Below are 19,064 nucleotides of genomic sequence, written 5' to 3'. Positions count from 1 at the left end.
ATGGGGATTTTTGATAGGTTTATGGGTCGTAGCCGAAATAGGGAACTAATATCCGAATTAGAACAATTAAGTGAAAGCTATAATAGAGAAGTCTCATCACTAGTTCATATCATTAATAGTATTTATACTCAATTTAATTTACATATAGAAGAAGTGAATGACATTAGAATTGCTTCGTGGGAACAGAATATAGAGCCTATCCAGAAATTTTTAAGTTATTTTGGAGATGCTCAATTAACTAGCGATTATGTCCCAGAAGAAATAAAAGTTATGGTAAAAAGACCACAGTCTGAATTTGAAAAGCTAGATCAGTATATCGTCGATAATGATTTCAGCGATAAAAGTATGTTCTTTGAATCAATCTTGAAATCGCCCCTTTACGTATCTTGGAGAAATAAAAAGGCAAACGATAAAATAGAACTCAATATTACAACATTAGCAACACAATTTGAGCAAGTCATCCATGAACTATCATTAAAAAAAGAAGTTAGTGAGCTTGAAACTAAAATATGTCAGTTATACATTGAAACAGTTAGATTTATAATTACTTTTATTAGTGAACGTATTGTACCCGAACTGCAGTTTATTCTTTCCTTCTTCCAAGCAGAAGCATTAAAGGATATGATCATGTCTAATCAACAAGTTGAGAAAGTAGCATTTGATTACAATATTCATTTACTGCAAGACACCATATATCAAAAGCATTATCAGTTTATACGGAATGCCTTCTTCTTCTACGTAATTTCATGCAAATTTTATAATACGCCTGTATTAACAAAATTATTAACACATAGCGCACATAGTGAAGATATTATCGAGTTAGACCAATATAAATTGATGATCGAAACTCAGGCTCAGCAACTAGAAAAAGATATTTTTATAAAATCAAGTTGAGGTGAAAGAATATGGAGCAACCTAGCTTGTTAGAGTTAGTCCAACAGCGTGAACAATATATAAAGGCATATGATTCATTAATTATAGATTCTGTTAAGCAGATAAATATGAAGCATCATGACTTATTAACCCAGGATTTAGGTGTATCGTTAGGGAAATCTATTGCGAAAGATGCAGCTGGTGAAATTGTGCGTCATTATTTTGATACTAGTGATTACTATATTACAGTTGATCAGATGTATCATCGAATTATTCATTTTGACTATAATAATGATCCAGATGTGTTAAAAACTAATGAAGGTATACGCAAAGATTTATATAATGTCAATGATTCTGAAGTTCGCAGTGAGACTTTGCAAGAGTTAAAGAATTTCAATAAAGAGAATCAATCTAAGCTTTTTACTATAAATAGGGAGAAGGACTCCTTGGACAAAAAGGGTAAGGATCAGTATCGTCAATCTAAAAAGATGAATGATGGCAATATTCAGGATGAACTAACAGGTCGTGAAGGCGAAGCAAAAACAGTAGTTCGAAATGAAAAAGAGATTCAAGTTAGTGATCTGCATGTAGATCATATCCAGTCAAGGGAAGCTGCCAGTTATAACGAACGCTACGTATCAGAACAGGGCATAGATCGACTTCGTCAGTTTTATAATTCAGATGATAATTTTCAAATGCTACATGCCTCAGCAAATACTTCAAAAGGTGATATTCGTGTATATGATGAGAAAGGTCAAGATATTACATATAGAGCTACGTCTGAGCAACTAACAGATGCGATTGTTCAGCAGTGGGAGAAGGATACAGCTGCTGGAGATAAGAAAGCTATCTTGTATGATAAAGGATATTTAGATGAAAGCGGGAATGTGAAGGAGAGTGTGCGCAAAGAATTAGAAGGTAATATTCGTCATTCTCAGAATAAGGAAAGCATGGTGCAATTAAAGAATACTAAATATGGACAAGTAGCTACAGATGCTGCGAAAACAACAGCTAAATCGATTCCTAAAATGCTAGCAGGGCAGTTAATTTATTATGCAATGCCTCCAGTAATTTATGAAGTAAAACAAATGGTAAGCGAGAAACAAATGACCTTGGATCGTTTTATGCAGAAGCTTAAAGCGGCAACAGGACGTATTTCAGCTTATGTTATTAAAAATCTTCGTTCTATGTTTGATAATATTAAAGATAATGTAATCAAGAAATTTTTGAAATCCTTTTTTGATATATTAATTAGTCTTGTGAAAGCTACTGTGCAAAGAATTATGAAAATGGTCAAAAGTGTAGTTATGTCGTTAGTAACTTGCGTAAAGACACTTAGAGATAAAACAGCTTCTAAAGCTCAAAAAGCAGATGCAATTACGAAAATATTATCTGCTACGTTTACAACGATTATTATTGAAGTGATTATGGAATATGCAGAAAAGCAATTTGGCTTGCCCAATTGGTTAATGGAGCCACTTCAGTTAATCCTTACGATTGTAGCTACTAATGTGGTTATGCTCATTTTGCAAAAAGCAGACCTATTCCATGTGAAGCATGGTTTATTAGTTCAAAATATTCGTAATATGTTTGAACAAGAGCGATCTAACTTAAATGCAGCAGCTTTACAGCTTACAGAACAATTTAAGACAAATACAGAACAGAAAATACAGGTTATCCAATCTGAGATTGAAGAAATTAAGTTACGTCTAACGACCTTGGATCTATACAATGAGGATGTATTACCAGAGTTAGAGCGACTAAATCGTATGTACAAGCTAAATATAGACTTCTATCAAGAATGGCGTAAATTCTCAATGCGAGTACTGTAATACGTAAGGGTAGATAGCGTGAAATTAGTTATTGAATGAAATGATTAATCGGAAAAAAAATCAAGACACTCTACCTTCAAATCCCGTAGAGTGTCTTGATTTTTTGCTATTTTACTTATATATACACTATCACGGCTCAAGATAACGAACATGTCGGAAAAATGTTTGTCTCAAGTCGGATGAAGAGTAGCAGAACAATTTTACATTGGCTAAGATGAGCTTAATTATATTTGATAATAAGGGAGTGTCTGCTAATGCAAACGTTTATAACCCAATTATGGGAAGACCACTCGCAAGTTACGCTCACAAGCTATATACTTCATAATTCCAATGAGTTCCATACAAATAAGATAAGACCTGCAGTTCTTATCTGTCCTGGCGGTGGGTATTTATTTACTTCAGATCGCGAGGCAGAGCCGGTTGCACTTCGTTTTGCTAGCAAAGGTTATCAGGCCTTTGTCTTACATTACTCTGTTTATCCGATTAAGGAACCTATCAATCCTTTCAACCTACCTGACCCATCAGCCACTCAATTTCCGCAACCACTATTGGATGTTGCTCAAGCGATCAAGACAATTAGAGATCATGCAGCGGAATGGTTTGTTGATCCGAATCAGATTGCAGTAGCGGGTTTCTCGGCTGGGGGACATTTGGCAGCTTCGCTTGGTGCGCATTGGCATGAAGCGTATCTTCAAGAGAAGCTTGCAACCGATAGTGAGTATTTGAAGCCTAATGCACTTATTCTCGGTTATCCGATGCTAGATTTCATATATATGAAGAAGCAATTTGCGCAAGTAACAGATGTACGTCAACGTGGGTTTTTGGGTCTGATGAACCGAGCGGTATTCGGTACGGCGGAACCGACTAATGAACAATTGAACGAACGCAATCCGATTAACCACGTGTCGGAGAAGATGCCACCCACGTTTATATGGCATACAGCCGAGGATGAGTTGATTGCTTCCGCACATTCTCTTCATTTGGCGACGGCGCTAGCTGCAAATCAGATTCCTTATGAACTGCATATTTTTGAAAAGGGCGGTCACGGCTTATCGATGTGTGACGAGACAACAGCAACGGAACCAAGTCAAATTCACCCTGAAGTAGGACAATGGTTTAACATGGCCATCACATGGTTGAAAGGGAAATATTAAAAGTGACGAAAATTACGATGAACATATATCGATTATTTAGGAAAATGATAGATTAAGAGTGGTTAAGCGATTAAGATATTAATAATAGAATACATGAAGCATATCCATTGAGGGGGGAACAGCATGTTTAGACATATGATGGATATTCCATGGCGCTCAATAAGGGTCAAGCTGGTGCTTGGCCTTTTGAGCATCACAATACCGTTGATTGCTCTATTGCTTTACAACAATAATTACAGTGTGAAAGTGATCCATAACCAAGTAGCCATGTCGAATAAAAACTTGATCTCTATTCATATGAAACAAATAGATGATCAGTTGTCAGAAGTGGAACGCCATATGGTGGGATTGGCGATGCTCGATTCCAATTTACACAATATGGAGGTATATGAGACAGAAGACGACTATGTGATGGCTAAGAGTGGTATCTCGCGTAGATTAGATTCAGATTTAATCATATATCCTTATATTGAAGGCTTTTTTGTGTATTCGCTTTCAAGAAATGAGATGGTGAACGCCTATAATCGTTCAATGGGTTACAGTCAATTGACGAATTTCCAGGAAGTGATGAAGAATCGGATCATAGAGATGAACGAGCAATCCCAAGGCGCGAATATGGAATGGAGTGTAATTAATATCAATGGTATCAATTATATCTCACGATGGTTTAGAAATGGTGATATTTACATCGGTGCGTGGGTGAAAGCCGATACGATACTTGCTCCTCTGCGCGTAATGCACACTAATGAAGCAGGGGGAGTTCTTATCGTGAATAGCGAAGGGGAGATACTTAGCGGTACGACATTATTAGCGGAAAAAGGACTTGATTTCACAAGAGGATTCCAAAATTATTATCTATCTGGAAAGGATAACGATTATCTAATCGTCGGTGAAACATCTCGAAAAGGGGATTTCAGCATGGCGGTAGTTTTCCCTGACAAGCAGATTCTCGAAAATCTTCCCTATCTCGCAAATGCAGCTAAGTTTGTCATTGCTATGGCGATTTTAATGCTACTTTTAAGTACATGGTTTCTGCGCAAAGTGCTTATGCTACCGCTTCATAGGATGATGGTAGCGATGCGTGCGGTCGGGAAGGGTGATCTATATCCGCAAATTGAGGATTCATCAGCTGTTCCAGACGAATTTCAACTAGTTAACCGCACCTTTAATCAGATGATTAAACAAATCGAGGATTTAAAGATTTCAGTTTATGAAGAACAATTGAGTAAGCATCGGGCTGAGCTTAAGCATCTACAGCTGCAGATTAATCCGCACTTTTTCATGAATTCACTTAACATCATATACAATCTGGCACAAGTTAAGCAGCATGATCTCATTCAGGAAATGACGATGTGTCTGGTGCAATATTTCCGATATATGTTTCAAAGTAACCATTCACTCGTGCTGCTAAGGGATGAATTGCGTCATATTCAAAATTATTTACGCATACAGCAGATGCGTATGCCTAACCGATTTACATGTGAAATACATGTACCTAACTACTTGGAGGAGACACTGATCCCACCGCTTATACTGCAAACTTTTGTAGAGAATACAATCAAGCATGCTATTACGATGGACGGCATGACAGCAATGACAGTAGAAGCAACACTGGATATGCTGGAAGAAGAACCAATGGTACGCATTCTGACTCGAGATACCGGCAAAGGTTTCCCTGAACGAGTGCTTGAGACGATTCATTCGGGCAAGCAGCTTGTTGATGAAAAGGGTGCTCATATCGGTTTATGGAATGCCCGCGAACGACTGAGATTGCAATTCGGCGATCGAGCATGGATGGAATTATATAATGACGACCCTCAAGGGGCTATCGTTGAGCTTGTCATTCCATTAAAGGCATATTTGGATAACAAGGAGGGGACAAGAGATGCGACATCTATTAATCGTGGATGATGAATGGATTGCGGCGGAGGGTCTAAAATCAGGAGTGGATTGGCAAGAGATCGGAATTACTAACGTATTTACTGCTTATAGTCCTGACCAGGCAAAAGAAATTTTTCAGAAAGAGTATATCGATATTTTATTATGCGATATTGAGATGCCGCAAGGAACTGGCTTGGAGCTGCTTGAGTGGGTACGCGAGCATTATCCATTAACAGAGACAATTTTTTTGACATGCCACGCTGATTTTCAGTATGCCAAACAAGCGATACAACTAGGTTGTCTTGATTATTTGTTAAAGCCTATTCCGTATGTCGATTTGCAGGAAGTCGTAATGAAGGCTATAAAAAAGCTTGATCAAGCCAATCAATTGAACGAATTTAGCCAGTATGGAAAGTATTGGGTGAGGCATCAACCGCTAATTATTGAACGATTTTGGATGGATATTTTGAATCAATCGATACGGGGGGATATGAAGTCGGTCAAGAAAGCGGCAGAAGAGCGGAATATTCCATACTCACATGAGATGACCTTTTTACCAATATTAATTCAGATTAGGTTTTACAATAGAGAGATTTCGCCGCGAGATGAGAAAATATTGGAGTATGCAATACGCAAATCTGCCGAGGAGCTACTACTCGATGATCTGGAAAGTGGCTTGCTCCTTTCACTTGGCAATGGCTGCATGCTCGTTATGAAGAATGGCGAAGCGAAGGATTCTTCTGAGGTTAATATTCACGCTGTATGCGAAAGATTTATTCAAGCTTGTCAATCATACTTCTATGGATCTGTCGTCTGTTATATCGGTGATATTACACAGGGACATCATATCGCCCCTATGTATGAAAGACTGCGAAAGCTTGATTCATATAATGTGGCATATGATCAAGGGGTATTCTCGCTCAAAGATTTGAAATTAACTGTAGCCAAACTATTGCCTCCTGACATGAATATGTGGGCGGTTATGTTGATTGAGAGTAAGAAAACTCAGCTGTTAAGCTCCATTGAAATGTATCTTAAGTCTCAGAAGACTTCCGGGTTATTGAATCTGGATACACTCAATCAGTTTGTCCAGGACTTTCAACAGATGGTTTATCATGTGCTCAAAGTGAAAGGAATTCAGGCGCATCAATTGTTTGCGGATCGTCTTTCCACAGAATTGCTATCCATGTCGATGCGTTCTGCGGTTGATTCGTTGAATTGGATCAGGCATATTCTCAATTGCTCGTTAGAAGTCATCGCTTCTATTGAGCAATCGCAAAGTGTAGTAGATAAAACAAAGGTTTATATTCGCGAACATATTGATGAAGCAATCTCATGCGAGGATATTGCAAGTAATGTCTACTTGAATCCGGATTATTTAACTCGAATATTCAAAAAAGAAACGGGGATGTCGATTTCTGATTATTTGCTGCATGAACGATTAGAGATAGCTGCCGCATTGCTCGTGAATACAGATATGTCAGTTAGCGCGATTGCTAGCAAAATTGGCTATGCTAACTTTTCGCATTTTTCTCGAATTTTTAAGAAACATAGGCTACTTAATCCCGGTGAATATCGGAATCAACATCAAACTTGAATCGTATAAGCGAAAGTCGGAAAAGTGAGTGTGAGAAGTCGGAATACGAGCAGAGAGAGACGACCCTGCCGTCGTACACTTAATTCAGCAACATAAAACATAAAAAAGGCGGGGAAGCAAAAAATGAGGAAATTATCGTATGGAACAATGTTATTACTACTTTCATTCATGCTTATTTTATCTGCATGTGGAAGCAATACCAAAAGCCAAAACGGTGTAAATAACAATGGTAGTAACAACGAAGGTAATGTATCTGCTGGGACAGAGGATGATGGCCCAGTTGAAGAATTAATCGTAGCTTTCCCAATTGTATCCTCAGATCTATCAGGATTGCAGCTTGCTGAAGATGAAATGAACAAAATTACAGAATCGAAGATCAAGGTTCGTGTAAAGTTCATGCCGATTAATGCGGGTGAATGGCTGCAACGGACGAACTTGATTTTCAGCTCGTCTGAGAAGTTGGACTTGACCTATGTACACGGTACGATGTACAGCAATATGGTAGCTAAAGGCATGCTTGTCCCGCTTGATGATCTTATTAGCGAATATGGCAATGGGATCACTGCTTCACTTGAACCCAAATACTTAAACGCATCAAAGCTTGGCGGCAAGATCTACAGCGTACCTTCCGTGCGTGACTTAGCGGGAAGCTATGGTTACACCATTCGTAAAGATCTGGTCGAGAAGCACAACATTGATATGAGTGCGATCAAAACGTTAGATGATGTAGCAACTGTACTGCAATTACTTAAAGAAAAAGAACCGGATATGGTGCCTATTTCGACAGGTGGTACGCAGTCGTTCCGCGATGTGTACAAATTCTATGACGAGCTTGGGGACAATATGGGTGTTCTACCGAACTATGACAACGATTTAAAAGTTGTGAACTTGTTCGAAACGAAGGAGTATGAGGAGTTTGTTAACAGAATTCGTGATTGGTATCAGTCTGGGTATATCTTGAGTGATGCGGCTACTAACAAATTAAGCTTGGTTGAGCTTATTCGTTCGGGGAAAGTTGCTTCTTATATAGGGATGCAAAAGCCTGGATTCGATGCTCAGGAATCGAAAAGTAATGGAGTAGAAGTTGTTTCAACGGAGTTGAGTCCTGCATACAGCACAACATCCAATATAACTGTGTCCATGTGGGGTATTCCCGTTCATACTAAACTTCCCGAAAAGGCGATGAAGTTCCTAAATCTTATGTATGAAGATGAAAACATTGTAAACCTTTTCACTTGGGGTGTTGAAGGTAAGCACTATGAGAAGGTACAAGATCATATTATCAAATATCCAGAGGGTCAAGATGCTAGTTCAGTTGGTTTTAACAGTTTGCAATGGATGTTTGGTAATCAGTTTAAGGCTTATGTGTTGGAAAACAACGATCCTGACATTTGGACAAAAACTGCAGAATTCAACGAGACTGCAACTCCTTCAAAGGCACTTGGATTCATCTTTGATGGTACGAATGTAAAAACAGAATACGCAGCAGTTTCGAATGTTATTACCGAGTATAAGTTACCTCTAGAGACAGGAAGCGTTGACCCGGCCAAAATACTACCTCAATTCATCGAGAAGCTGAAAGCAGCTGGTATCGATAAAATCGTTGCTGAGAAACAAAAGCAATTGGATGAATGGGCGAAGGCCAACGGTGTGAATTAGTAATATATTACAATGAAAATGCCCGATCAGTCGAAGATTGGTCGGGCGTATTATTCCATAACGTCATCTAGCAGGAGGGGAATGAGATGAATACGAAAGTGAATTATAGAAGAAAGATTAATTTCCGGAGATATCTCCCTCTTTACATCATGGCTCTTCCAGGTCTTATGTATTTGTTAATTAACAATTATTTGCCGATGGCAGGCCTCTCCATTGCTTTCAAGGATATTAATTATACGCAAGGAATTTGGAACAGCGACTGGGTCGGATTGAAAAATTTTACTTATCTATTTGCAACGAGTGACGCCTTTATCATTACGAGAAATACGATTTTGTACAATGCGGTGTTTATCGTTCTTGGTCTTAGCTTTGCAATTATGCTCGCGATTTTGCTAAATGAGATCAGGCATAAATTTACGCAACGATTTTATCAAAGCGTAATTATTTTACCTCATTTGATATCTATCATTCTTGTGAGCTATCTCGTGTATGCACTGCTTGCTCCAGGAACGGGTTTTGTAAACAAGACAATTCTTCCGATGCTTGGAATTGAACCGATCTCATGGTATTTGGAATCTAAGTATTGGCCATATATTTTAACGATTGTACACATTTGGAAAGGCGCAGGATATTCATGTATCGTATTTCTGGCCGCAATTATTGGTATTGATCGAGAATATTATGAGGCGGCAGAGCTTGACGGTGCATCCAAATGGCAACAAATCACTAAAATTACGTTGCCGATGATTTCTCCGATTATTACAATGCTCACTTTGCTGGCGATTGGCCGCATATTCTATTCCGACTTTGGATTGTTCTATCAAGTGCCAATGAACTCAGGAGCAATCTACGATACAACTAACGTTATCGATACCTATGTATTCCGTGGTCTAATGCAGCTTGGTGATGTCGGTATGTCTTCAGCCGCTGGGTTCTACCAATCTATAGTTGGTTTTGTACTTGTTATTGTAGCGAACTACGTCGTTCGGAAGATTGATAGAGAAAATGCATTGTTCTAATAGGAGGAGAATTACATGACGAATCAACACCGCGGATGGCAGATCGCGTCACATCTTGTGCTAGCATTATTCTCGCTTGCCTGCATCCTTCCGTTTGTCCTACTGCTTACATCCTCTATTACGGATGATAAAGCAATTGTGAGAGATGGTTATTCATTCTTTCCGTCAGAAATTAGCTTTAGCGCATACACATATTTGTGGGAAAACTCGGAAATGATTGTGCAAGCCTACGGCGTTACCATATTAATTACCGTAGTCGGGACGATTGCGAGCCTTATTATGACATCAATGCTGGCTTATCCTTTATCTCGTATCGATTTGCCAGGTGGCAAGGTGCTGGCGTTCATTGTTTTTTTCACACTGCTGTTTAATGGCGGTCTGGTGCCAACTTACATGATTTATACAAAAATGTTTGAATTACAAAATACAATTTGGGCGCAAATGATACCGTGGCTGCTTATGAATGGATTTAATGTGTTGTTAATGAGAGCATTTTTCATTAATACAGTTCCGACAGCGGTGATCGAATCTGCAAACATTGATGGAGCAGGTGAATTTAAAGTTTATTCTCGCATCGTTCTGCCACTTTCTTTGCCGATTATGGCGACGATCGGTTTGTTCCAAGCACTAGCATTCTGGAATGATTGGAACAACGGGCTTATCTTTATCAACGATCCCAATTTGCTTAACCTGCAAAACGTATTGAATCGTATTATGAGCAACATCGAGTTCTTATCTATGAATAGCAGCATGGGTTCCACTGAAGCACTGGCAAACCTTCCAAGAGATACTTTCCGTATGGCGGTTGCTGTTGTGGGTATCGTACCGATCTTGATTGCATACCCATTTTTCCAAAAATATTTCGTTAAAGGCTTGACGATCGGTGCTGTGAAAGGCTAACAAAAAGTTGATTGGGGTGACAGCAATGCTAGGCTTGTGGCATACAGTTGTGGCGACACCGTTAATGAAGATGAAGATGCAGTTTAAGGTTACTAAGAAAGCGGATTATACGCTTGATATTGTAACAGAACCACTAGCGATCCCGATTCAGATTGAAACGTTGATTAAGGAAGACAATCGTCTTCACGGAACTGCAAAAGCGTTCTGGAGACCGGGTGAGCAGATTATCGTTGAGCTGGAATTTGGTGAGGATCGTTTTACAGGAAGTATTCAATTGCCTGGGCTTGGTACGATTCCACTGGAAGGTGAAAGAGGACGTGGACCTTCGCTTTCGGACGCGCTGATTGAGCAAGTGAAGCCTTACCGAAAGGACGCTGTTAAGGAGCGGACAGAGGAAGAAATACGTGTAGCGGTAGATGAAATGCTTGTCCGTATGTCGTTGGAAGATAAAATCGGACAGATGTTTCAAGTAACTTCTTCGAACTTCTCGTTCGGAGGCGCAGTAGAAACAGAGCCACCAGAGAAGCTTATAGCAGAAGGAAGAGCGGGCTCAGTTCTTGGAGCATTTGACGTGAATCGCGTTTTCGAGCTACAGAAGATTGCGGTGGAGCAGTCACCACATCGTATTCCGTTGTTGTTCAACGCAGATGTTATTCACGGTTCGCAGACGATCTTCCCAATTCCTCTAGCTTGGTCTTGTAGCTGGGACCCCGATATGATTAAAGGTGCATGTCAAATTTCTGCGAAGGAAGCGAGCGCTTCAGGTACGGTATACAATCATGGTCCAATGATTGATATTGGGCGTGATCCGCGCTGGGGTCGTGTGTCCGAAGGTGCAGGAGAAGACCCATATCTGGGTTCACTTATTGCGAAGGCACAGGTAGAAGGTTTCCAGGGAGATACGCTATTTGATCAGGAAACGATAGTTGCTTGTTTGAAGCACTTTATCGGTTATGGAGCCGCAGAAGGTGGTCGCGACTACAATACAGTGGATATGTCAGAAGCAACAATGCGTAATAGTTATTTGTCACCGTTTCAAGCAGGATTGCAAGCTGGAGCGGGATCAGTGATGAATGCGTTTAACATTTATGAAGGTGTTCCTGTTGCGGCAAGTAAGAAGGTGATGAAAGATTTGCTGCGCGATGAGCTTGGTTTCGACGGTGTTCTAATCTCAGATTATGGCGCGGTGGATGAAATTGTCGTTCATGGTCATGCGGAGGATGTGAAGGAAGCCGCTAAGTTGGCAGTTGATGCCACAATGGATATCGAGATGGCAACGCGATCGTTTGAGCATTTACCTCAGCTTGTGCAAGAAGGCAAACTTTCGGAAAAGCAGATTGAAGATGCGGCGCGCCGTATACTTACACTCAAATATAAATTAGGTTTGATGGATGATCCGTTCCGATATATCCGCCCCGAGAAGGAAGCGGAGTACCATTTTCACGAGGATCATTTGAAGGCGAGTCTGGAGCTTGCGCGTAAGTCAATTGTTCTATTGAAAAACGACGGTGTGCTTCCATTGAAGAATAAGGAGAGTAAAATCGCACTGATCGGACCATTCGCAGATAGCCGTGATTTGCTCGGTCCGTGGCAGTTCTCAAGATTTGGACATGAAACCGTGACTGTATATGAAGGATTGCAGAGCAAGGGGATCGCTGAAGAACAACTGCTGTATGCCAAAGGAAGCGGTGTCATTGAGCCGATTGAAGGTGGAATTGAAGAAGCGCTGTTGATGGCAGAGCAGGCAGATGTCGTTATTCTTGCGCTTGGTGAGAACAGCGATATGTCGGGTGAAGCTGCCTCGCGTATGAGCATAGAACTGCCTGATGCACAGAAGAAACTTGCAGAAGCATTGCAAGCGATTGGCAAGCCGATTGTACTTGTTCTGACCAATGGCCGTCCGCTTGCGCTTGATTGGTTTGATCAGAAGATGAACGCGATAGTGGAAACGTGGTTCCTTGGTTCGCAAGCAGGACATGCGATTGCTGATATGTTAATGGGTGATTTCAATCCTTCTGGCAAGCTTACGATGAGTTTCCCAATACATACTGGACAAATTCCGGTGTATTATAACCATTTCCGTACAGGAAGACCGCTGACGAAAGAGAATCAGCATCAGAAGTATATCTCTAAATACTTGGACGGTTCTAATGATCCGTTGTATCCATTCGGTTTTGGTCTAAGCTATACCCAGTTTGAATATAGCGATATGGAACTGGACCGCAGCCAGATTTCAGCAGGAGAAAGTATTCGCTTATCTGTAAAAGTTAGCAATCTCGGAGTATATGACGGCGAAGAAATCGTACAGCTATATATTCAAGATTGTTGCGGTAGTATTGTCCGTCCTGTTAAAGAATTAAAGGGATTCCACAAGGTGTCTATAGCAAAGGGAGAAACTGAAATCGTCGAGTTTTCGATCAATGAGTCGGATTTGACTTTCTGGACACCAAGTGCCGGCTATACGGTAGAACCAGGGAAGTTTATTGCATTCGTCGGTACTAGCAGCGCCAAATGGTTAGCAACCGAATTCACATTTGTTTAAATAGGAGCACAACGAGGGGAGAAATTGAGAATGAACGAAAAAAGAGATATTAAGGGCTTAATTGCGCAAATGACATTGGAAGAGAAGGCTAGTCTTTGTACGGGACGTGACGTCTGGAATACGAAAGCGATTGAGAGATTAGATATCCCTTCAGTAATGGTTACTGACGGACCGCATGGACTGCGCAAGCAAATTGAGGATGCTGATCATTTAGGAATGTTCAACAGTATTCCGTCTACATGTTTCCCATCTGCGGTTGGTATAGCAAGTTCTTGGAACCTTGAGTTAATTGAACAGATGGGAGAAGCACTCGGCAAGGAGTGTCAGGCAGAGAATGTAGCTGTTCTGCTCGGTCCAGGTGCTAACATTAAGAGATCCCCTCTTTGCGGGCGCAATTTCGAATATTTCTCTGAAGATCCTTATCTTTCCTCCGAAATGGCGACTCACCATATTATGGGGGTACAAAGTCAGGGTGTAGGAACTTCACTTAAACATTTTGCAGCGAACAATCAAGAATTTCGCCGAATGAGTGCGGATTCTGTTATAGACGAACGGACTCTTCGTGAAATTTATTTGGCAAGCTTCGAAGGTGCGGTGAAGAAAGCGCAGCCTTGGACGGTAATGTGTGCATACAACAAAGTTAACGGCGAGTATGCGGCAGAAAATGAATGGCTACTGACAGATGTTCTAAAGAAAGAATGGGGACATGAAGGTTTTGTCGTTTCAGACTGGGGTGCGGTTAATGACCGTGTGCAAGGTATTGTTGCTGGTATGGACCTTGAAATGCCGCATGCCGCGCAAGGTATCAAGCAAATTATTGATGCTGTTCAAAGCGGGCAACTGGCAGAAGAGAAGTTGGATGCAACTGTAGAACGATTACTCACTATTGTATTTAGAGCGGTAGATCTTAAAAAGCCTGATGCGACTTATGATCGTGATGCTCATCACCGACTTGCTCGCGAAATTGCTGCTGAAAGCATGGTATTACTGAAGAACGAAGAAAATGTATTGCCGCTTAAACGTAATGGTAAGATTGCTATTATCGGCGAGTTGGCGAAAACGCCACGTTACCAAGGAAGCGGTAGCTCACATATTAATGCCAGCAAGCTTGACGATATCGTTGAGGAGATGACTACGTCTGCAGGAGAAGGCGTTCAAATTGTTTATACACAAGGTTATGATCTGAAGACTGACGATATAAACGAGGTGCTGACGGAAGAAGCGCTTCTTGCTGCGAAAGAAGCATCTGTAGCAGTATTGTTCGCAGGATTGCCAAAGCGATACGAATCGGAAGGTTTCGACCGCAAGCATATGCGCATGCCTGCAAACCAAATTGCGTTAATTGAGAAGATTTCCTCCGTACAGCCCAATCTCGTGGTGGTGCTTTGCAATGGATCGCCGATCGAAATGCCGTGGCTAGATAAAGCGAAGGGTGTGCTTGAAGCTTACTTAGGAGGGCAAGCGCTAGGTGGTGCAATTGCTGATCTTCTATTCGGTGATGCGAATCCTTCCGGCAAACTAGCTGAAACGTTCCCAGTACAACTAAGCGACAATCCGACTTTCATAGACTACCCGAACAAAGGCGACAATGTGGAATACAAAGAAGGGCTGTTTGTAGGATATCGTTACTATGATAAGAAACAACTTCGACCTTTGTTCCCATTTGGTCATGGTCTTAGTTATACAACTTTCGCCTATTCAAATTTATCGGTAGACAAGAAAGAAATGAAGGACACGGATACGCTAACAGTTACTGTCCAAGTTAGAAATTCAGGTGAGTTTGCCGGAAAAGAGATTGTTCAGTTATATATCCATGATACGGAAAGCAGTGTAATACGCCCGCTTAAAGAATTGAAAGGCTTCAATAAAGTATCCCTGGCACCAGGTGAGGAAAAGACAGTTTCCTTTGAGTTGAACAAGCGTAGCTTTGCATACTACGACGTGAGTGAGAAGGATTGGGTAGTTGAATCCGGACAATTCGAGATCTTGATCGGTCAATCCTCGCAGGATATCGTACTTTCAGAAACGGTAACTGTTCAGTCGACATCAGCGCGCAAATATATGTTTGACCGCAACTCGACTCTAGCTGATTTGATGATGTCAGAGAAAGGTATTGCATTCTCACATAAGCTAAGCGAATTACTTCCGTTTGGTAATGTTGTTGACGAAGAGAGCAAGGCCTTGCTTGCAGGCTTTAGAGAGAGTTTCCCACTTCGCTCACTGGCAGGATTCAGTAGCGGTAAATTTACGGAGAAGAATTTGGAAGAGTTACTTGAGCATCTGAATAGTTGATCGAGTGAAATATCATTTACTGAAGCTCAGCTTTGAGAGTAGTCTCTTTATGTGAAAATGAATAACTAAATTAAAATACGAGCATTGAATCTATTAGAGCAATGCTCGTATTTTTCTAATCAAATACATTCATATAGAAGGTAGAAGGAGGTAATCCTTTAATGTCACAATCTATCAATTTATATCCGCTTCCACGCTCTTTTCATCTGCAAGAGGGTTCGTCTGTTTTCTCTCCAAATTTGAAGTTTCGCGCAGGTGATGAGCAAGCACAGTGGTTAGCGGCAAGTGCCAATGTCGAGCATCGCTGTCAATATGCCGTAAATGGTCATTCCACCATAGAGAATACTTCATCTGCTGAAACAATGATAGAGATCATTTACCTAGACAGTGTGCATCCGCAAGGGTATAAGCTCTCATGGAGTAGCAATGGACTTACAATTAGCGCAAGTGCCGAGATTGGCATGCATTATGCACTTGTAACGTTCGAACAATTGATGAAGCGTCAGGGACTTGCGTGGGCTCATTGTTGCATTGAAGATGAACCAGACTTCCCGGTGAGAGGCGTCATGCTGGACATCGGTCGTAACAAAATTCCGAAAATGGAGACGATCTATTCGTTAATCGACCGAATGTCTGAGTTGAAGCTCAACCACTTACAGCTGTATATGGAGGGTTTCTGCTTCGAATATGAAAAATATAAAGATTCATTCCCGGATGCAACGCCAATTACTGCAACCGAATATAAACAAATCGATGCTTATGCACGGAGTCGTTATATCGATCTCGTGCCGAACCAGAATTGTCTTGGTCATATGGCAAACTGGCTAGCCAACCCGGAGTTTCGTGAACTTGCTGAGCATCCAAACGGGATGCCAACACCAATCGGCTTCACAATTCCACCAACGACGCTCAATCCAATTGATGAGAGATCAGTGCAATTCGCAAAGAGCTTATTTGATGAACTGTTACCGAATTTCTCGTCCGAATATGCGAATATTAATTTGGATGAACCATTTGGTCTTGGTACTGGTCAAAGTAAACCTCGCGCAGACGAAGTCGGAATTGGAAGACTGTATTTGGAGTACGCAGAAAAAATGTCGGAGATCGTTCGTACTCATGGGAAAAAGACGTTGATGTGGGGCGATATTATATTCAAACATCCTGAGTTGATTCCGATGCTGCCGAAGGATGTTACGGTGCTGGACTGGAATTACGAGAGTCGAGTTTCCTTTAAGGAGCATTGCGAGCTTCTTCAGGCAAGCAACATCCCGTACTATGTTTGTCCTGGTACTAGCGCGTGGTCATCGATAACCGGTAGAACAAACAATATGTTGCAAAATATTGCCGATGCAGCACGAAACGGGAAGGCATACGGAGCTAATGGTCTGATTGTCACTGATTGGGGCGATAATGGGCATTGGCAGACAATGCCTTTTAGTTATCCAGGGATTGCATATGCAGCGGGTACAAGTTGGCAGACTGATACGAATGTAGATTGTGTTGAGCAACTTGAGAATTTTTTAAATGAGGTCATTTTTCAAGACGGAAGCGGCTTAATCGGTAATTTGCTATTGGAATTAGGTCAGTATTATCTTTTGGAAAATAGTAGTCTCGAAAATAGGACCTATACCAATTTTCTGTTGACCCGTGGAGTTACTTCGCACGAAAAGTTAGAATTCGAATCGCAATTAGCGATGAAAATTCAACAGGCATTCGGATCACCAGGTGGTCCGTTTCAACTGGATTATCAATTCGATACGATGCAAGTATGGCTTGAGCAACGTAAGAATCAGCTAAGTCAGCTCCGTCTTGACACATCCGACGCACCAATCGTCAGAGACGAATTGGAAAATGCGATCAGACTTATTGAGCACGGAATCGGACTCCATCAACTTATCCATTGCATTCATTTGCCTGATGAGCAAAATGAGACTATTCAAGTTGCGCAACTTCGTTCGCAGTTGGAGATAGCGATGAACGAGTTTAAGAGACTTTGGCTCGAGCGTAATAGGGAAGGTGGACTAAGTGAAAGTACAAAACCGTTCACTAATTTACTGGCTCAATATGATGAAAAACTGAAGGGGCTAAGTGAATAAAGCTTATCAAACACTTAGTTTCATTAATGTTACTCATTGACGTTGATGTAAATGTAGATTCTACTTTTAGACATATCGTATAGAAGCGTTTCTTGCATAACTGCAAGAAACGCTTTTTTGTGTGTTGTAGTATTTACTTGAAATTCCATACGTTGTATTGTATTGTTGTGAGTTTTTTATAGTAATGATAACAATCAATTTTTGATAGAGGAAGAAGGATTGAAATGTCAAAAGAACTTCGTTTTCATCATGATGGTACATTCAAAATCGTTCAATTTACTGATCTTCATTGGAAAGATGGCGCTGAATTAGATCTACAAACTCGTGCACTAATGCAACTGACGATAGACAAAGAACAACCAGATTTTGTTATGTTTACTGGAGATGTTATTTATACTGGAAAGTCACCAGATGGAGCAAGTCTTTGTGAAAATCCAATTCAAGCGTTTCGTGAAGCGGTTTCTGTTGTTGAGGATGCAAAAGTCCATTGGGGAGTTGTCTTTGGAAATCATGATACGGAGAATAATATCACAAGAGATGAACTCATGAATGAAGTATTAGCACATCATTATACATTAGCTCAAAAAGGACCAGAACAAATTCATGGTACAGGTAATTATAATCTACCAATTCTTAGTTCAAGTAGCGATCAAGCTGCTGCAATATTATACTGCCTAGACTCTGGAGATTATCCGGCTAATCCGCATATTGCAGGATATGATTGGATTAAGCACGATCAAATTCAATGGTATATTAATGAGTCAAACCAATGGAAAGAAAGACTAAACGGTACGATATTACCATCGCTTGCATTTTTTCATATTCCACTTCCGGAATATCAAACCGTGTGGGATCAAGAAGTTTGTTACGGCAGTAAAAATGAGAATGTGTGTGCTTCACAAGTCCAATCAGGATTTTTCTCGGCAATATTGGAGCAAGGAGATGTCGTAGCGACATTTTGTGGACATGACCACATTAACGATTACTGGGGAAATCTTTACGGAGTTTCTTTACATTATGGACGAGCGACGGGAGTGAACACATATGGGAAAGAAGGTTTTCCTCGTGGAGCTCGTGTCATTCGCTTAACAGAGGGAGAACGCACTATAGAGTCTTGGCTTCGTCTTGAGGATGGATCGATGATTACGAGCCAGATTGTACATCAGCCAGAGTGATTGATCACATTCAATATAGATGGAAATTTTTCTACGGTAATGGT

The 19,064-nt window shown here is 40.8% G+C and carries 12 protein-coding genes; all 12 read left to right on the top strand.

Annotated features, from left to right (window positions below; all coding sequences use genetic code 11):
* The gene (locus tag NAG76_02095) at nt 1-894 is read left to right on the top strand and encodes a hypothetical protein (GenBank protein ID URN95072.1); all 894 of its coding nucleotides are present in this window, start codon (nt 1-3) and stop codon (nt 892-894) included.
* Nucleotides 895-905: 11 nt separating this feature from the next.
* Nucleotides 906-2,705 carry a hypothetical protein gene (locus tag NAG76_02090; protein ID URN95071.1) on the top strand — a complete coding sequence of 600 codons (1,800 nt, stop codon included), beginning with the start codon at nt 906-908 and terminating at the stop codon, nt 2,703-2,705.
* Nucleotides 2,706-2,959: 254 nt separating this feature from the next.
* Complete coding sequence (locus NAG76_02085; GenBank protein URN95070.1) at nt 2,960-3,859, top strand: alpha/beta hydrolase; 900 nt, start codon at nt 2,960-2,962, stop codon at nt 3,857-3,859.
* A 123-nt stretch (nt 3,860-3,982) separates the two neighbouring features.
* Nucleotides 3,983-5,770, top strand: a complete 1,788-nt coding sequence (locus NAG76_02080) for a histidine kinase (GenBank protein URN95069.1) — start codon at nt 3,983-3,985, stop codon at nt 5,768-5,770.
* Nucleotides 5,745-7,337: a response regulator gene (locus NAG76_02075; GenBank protein ID URN95068.1), complete on the top strand. Its 1,593-nt coding sequence runs from the start codon at nt 5,745-5,747 to the stop codon at nt 7,335-7,337. Before NAG76_02080 ends, NAG76_02075 begins: the two co-directional genes overlap by 26 nt.
* Before the next feature lie 123 nt (nt 7,338-7,460).
* Nucleotides 7,461-8,996 (top strand): ABC transporter substrate-binding protein, encoded by a 1,536-nt coding sequence (locus NAG76_02070; protein URN95067.1) that lies wholly within the window; start codon nt 7,461-7,463, stop codon nt 8,994-8,996.
* Nucleotides 8,997-9,082: 86 nt separating this feature from the next.
* Nucleotides 9,083-10,015, top strand: a complete 933-nt coding sequence (locus NAG76_02065) for an ABC transporter permease subunit (GenBank protein ID URN95066.1) — start codon at nt 9,083-9,085, stop codon at nt 10,013-10,015.
* Nucleotides 10,016-10,030: 15 nt separating this feature from the next.
* Nucleotides 10,031-10,915, top strand: coding sequence for a carbohydrate ABC transporter permease (locus NAG76_02060; protein ID URN95065.1), 885 nt, complete (start codon nt 10,031-10,033; stop codon nt 10,913-10,915).
* A gap of 25 nt (nt 10,916-10,940) precedes the next feature.
* Complete coding sequence (locus NAG76_02055; GenBank protein URN95064.1) at nt 10,941-13,457, top strand: glycoside hydrolase family 3 C-terminal domain-containing protein; 2,517 nt, start codon at nt 10,941-10,943, stop codon at nt 13,455-13,457.
* Between the two features lie 30 nt (nt 13,458-13,487).
* Entirely contained in the window at nt 13,488-15,749 is a 2,262-nt protein-coding gene (locus NAG76_02050; protein URN95063.1) for a glycoside hydrolase family 3 C-terminal domain-containing protein, read from the top strand.
* Nucleotides 15,750-15,910: 161 nt separating this feature from the next.
* A complete protein-coding gene (locus NAG76_02045; GenBank protein ID URN95062.1) occupies nt 15,911-17,845 on the top strand; it encodes a family 20 glycosylhydrolase in 1,935 nt (644 codons plus the stop codon).
* A gap of 224 nt (nt 17,846-18,069) precedes the next feature.
* Complete coding sequence (locus NAG76_02040) at nt 18,070-19,020, top strand: metallophosphoesterase family protein (protein URN95061.1); 951 nt, start codon at nt 18,070-18,072, stop codon at nt 19,018-19,020.
* The last annotated feature ends 44 nt before the right edge of the window (nt 19,021-19,064 follow it).

Source organism: Candidatus Pristimantibacillus lignocellulolyticus (genome assembly GCA_023639215.1).
Classification (GTDB): domain Bacteria; phylum Bacillota; class Bacilli; order Paenibacillales; family Paenibacillaceae; genus Pristimantibacillus; species Pristimantibacillus lignocellulolyticus.
Note: the sequence above shows the minus strand (reverse complement) of the source record. Positions and strands in the feature narration are given on the sequence as shown.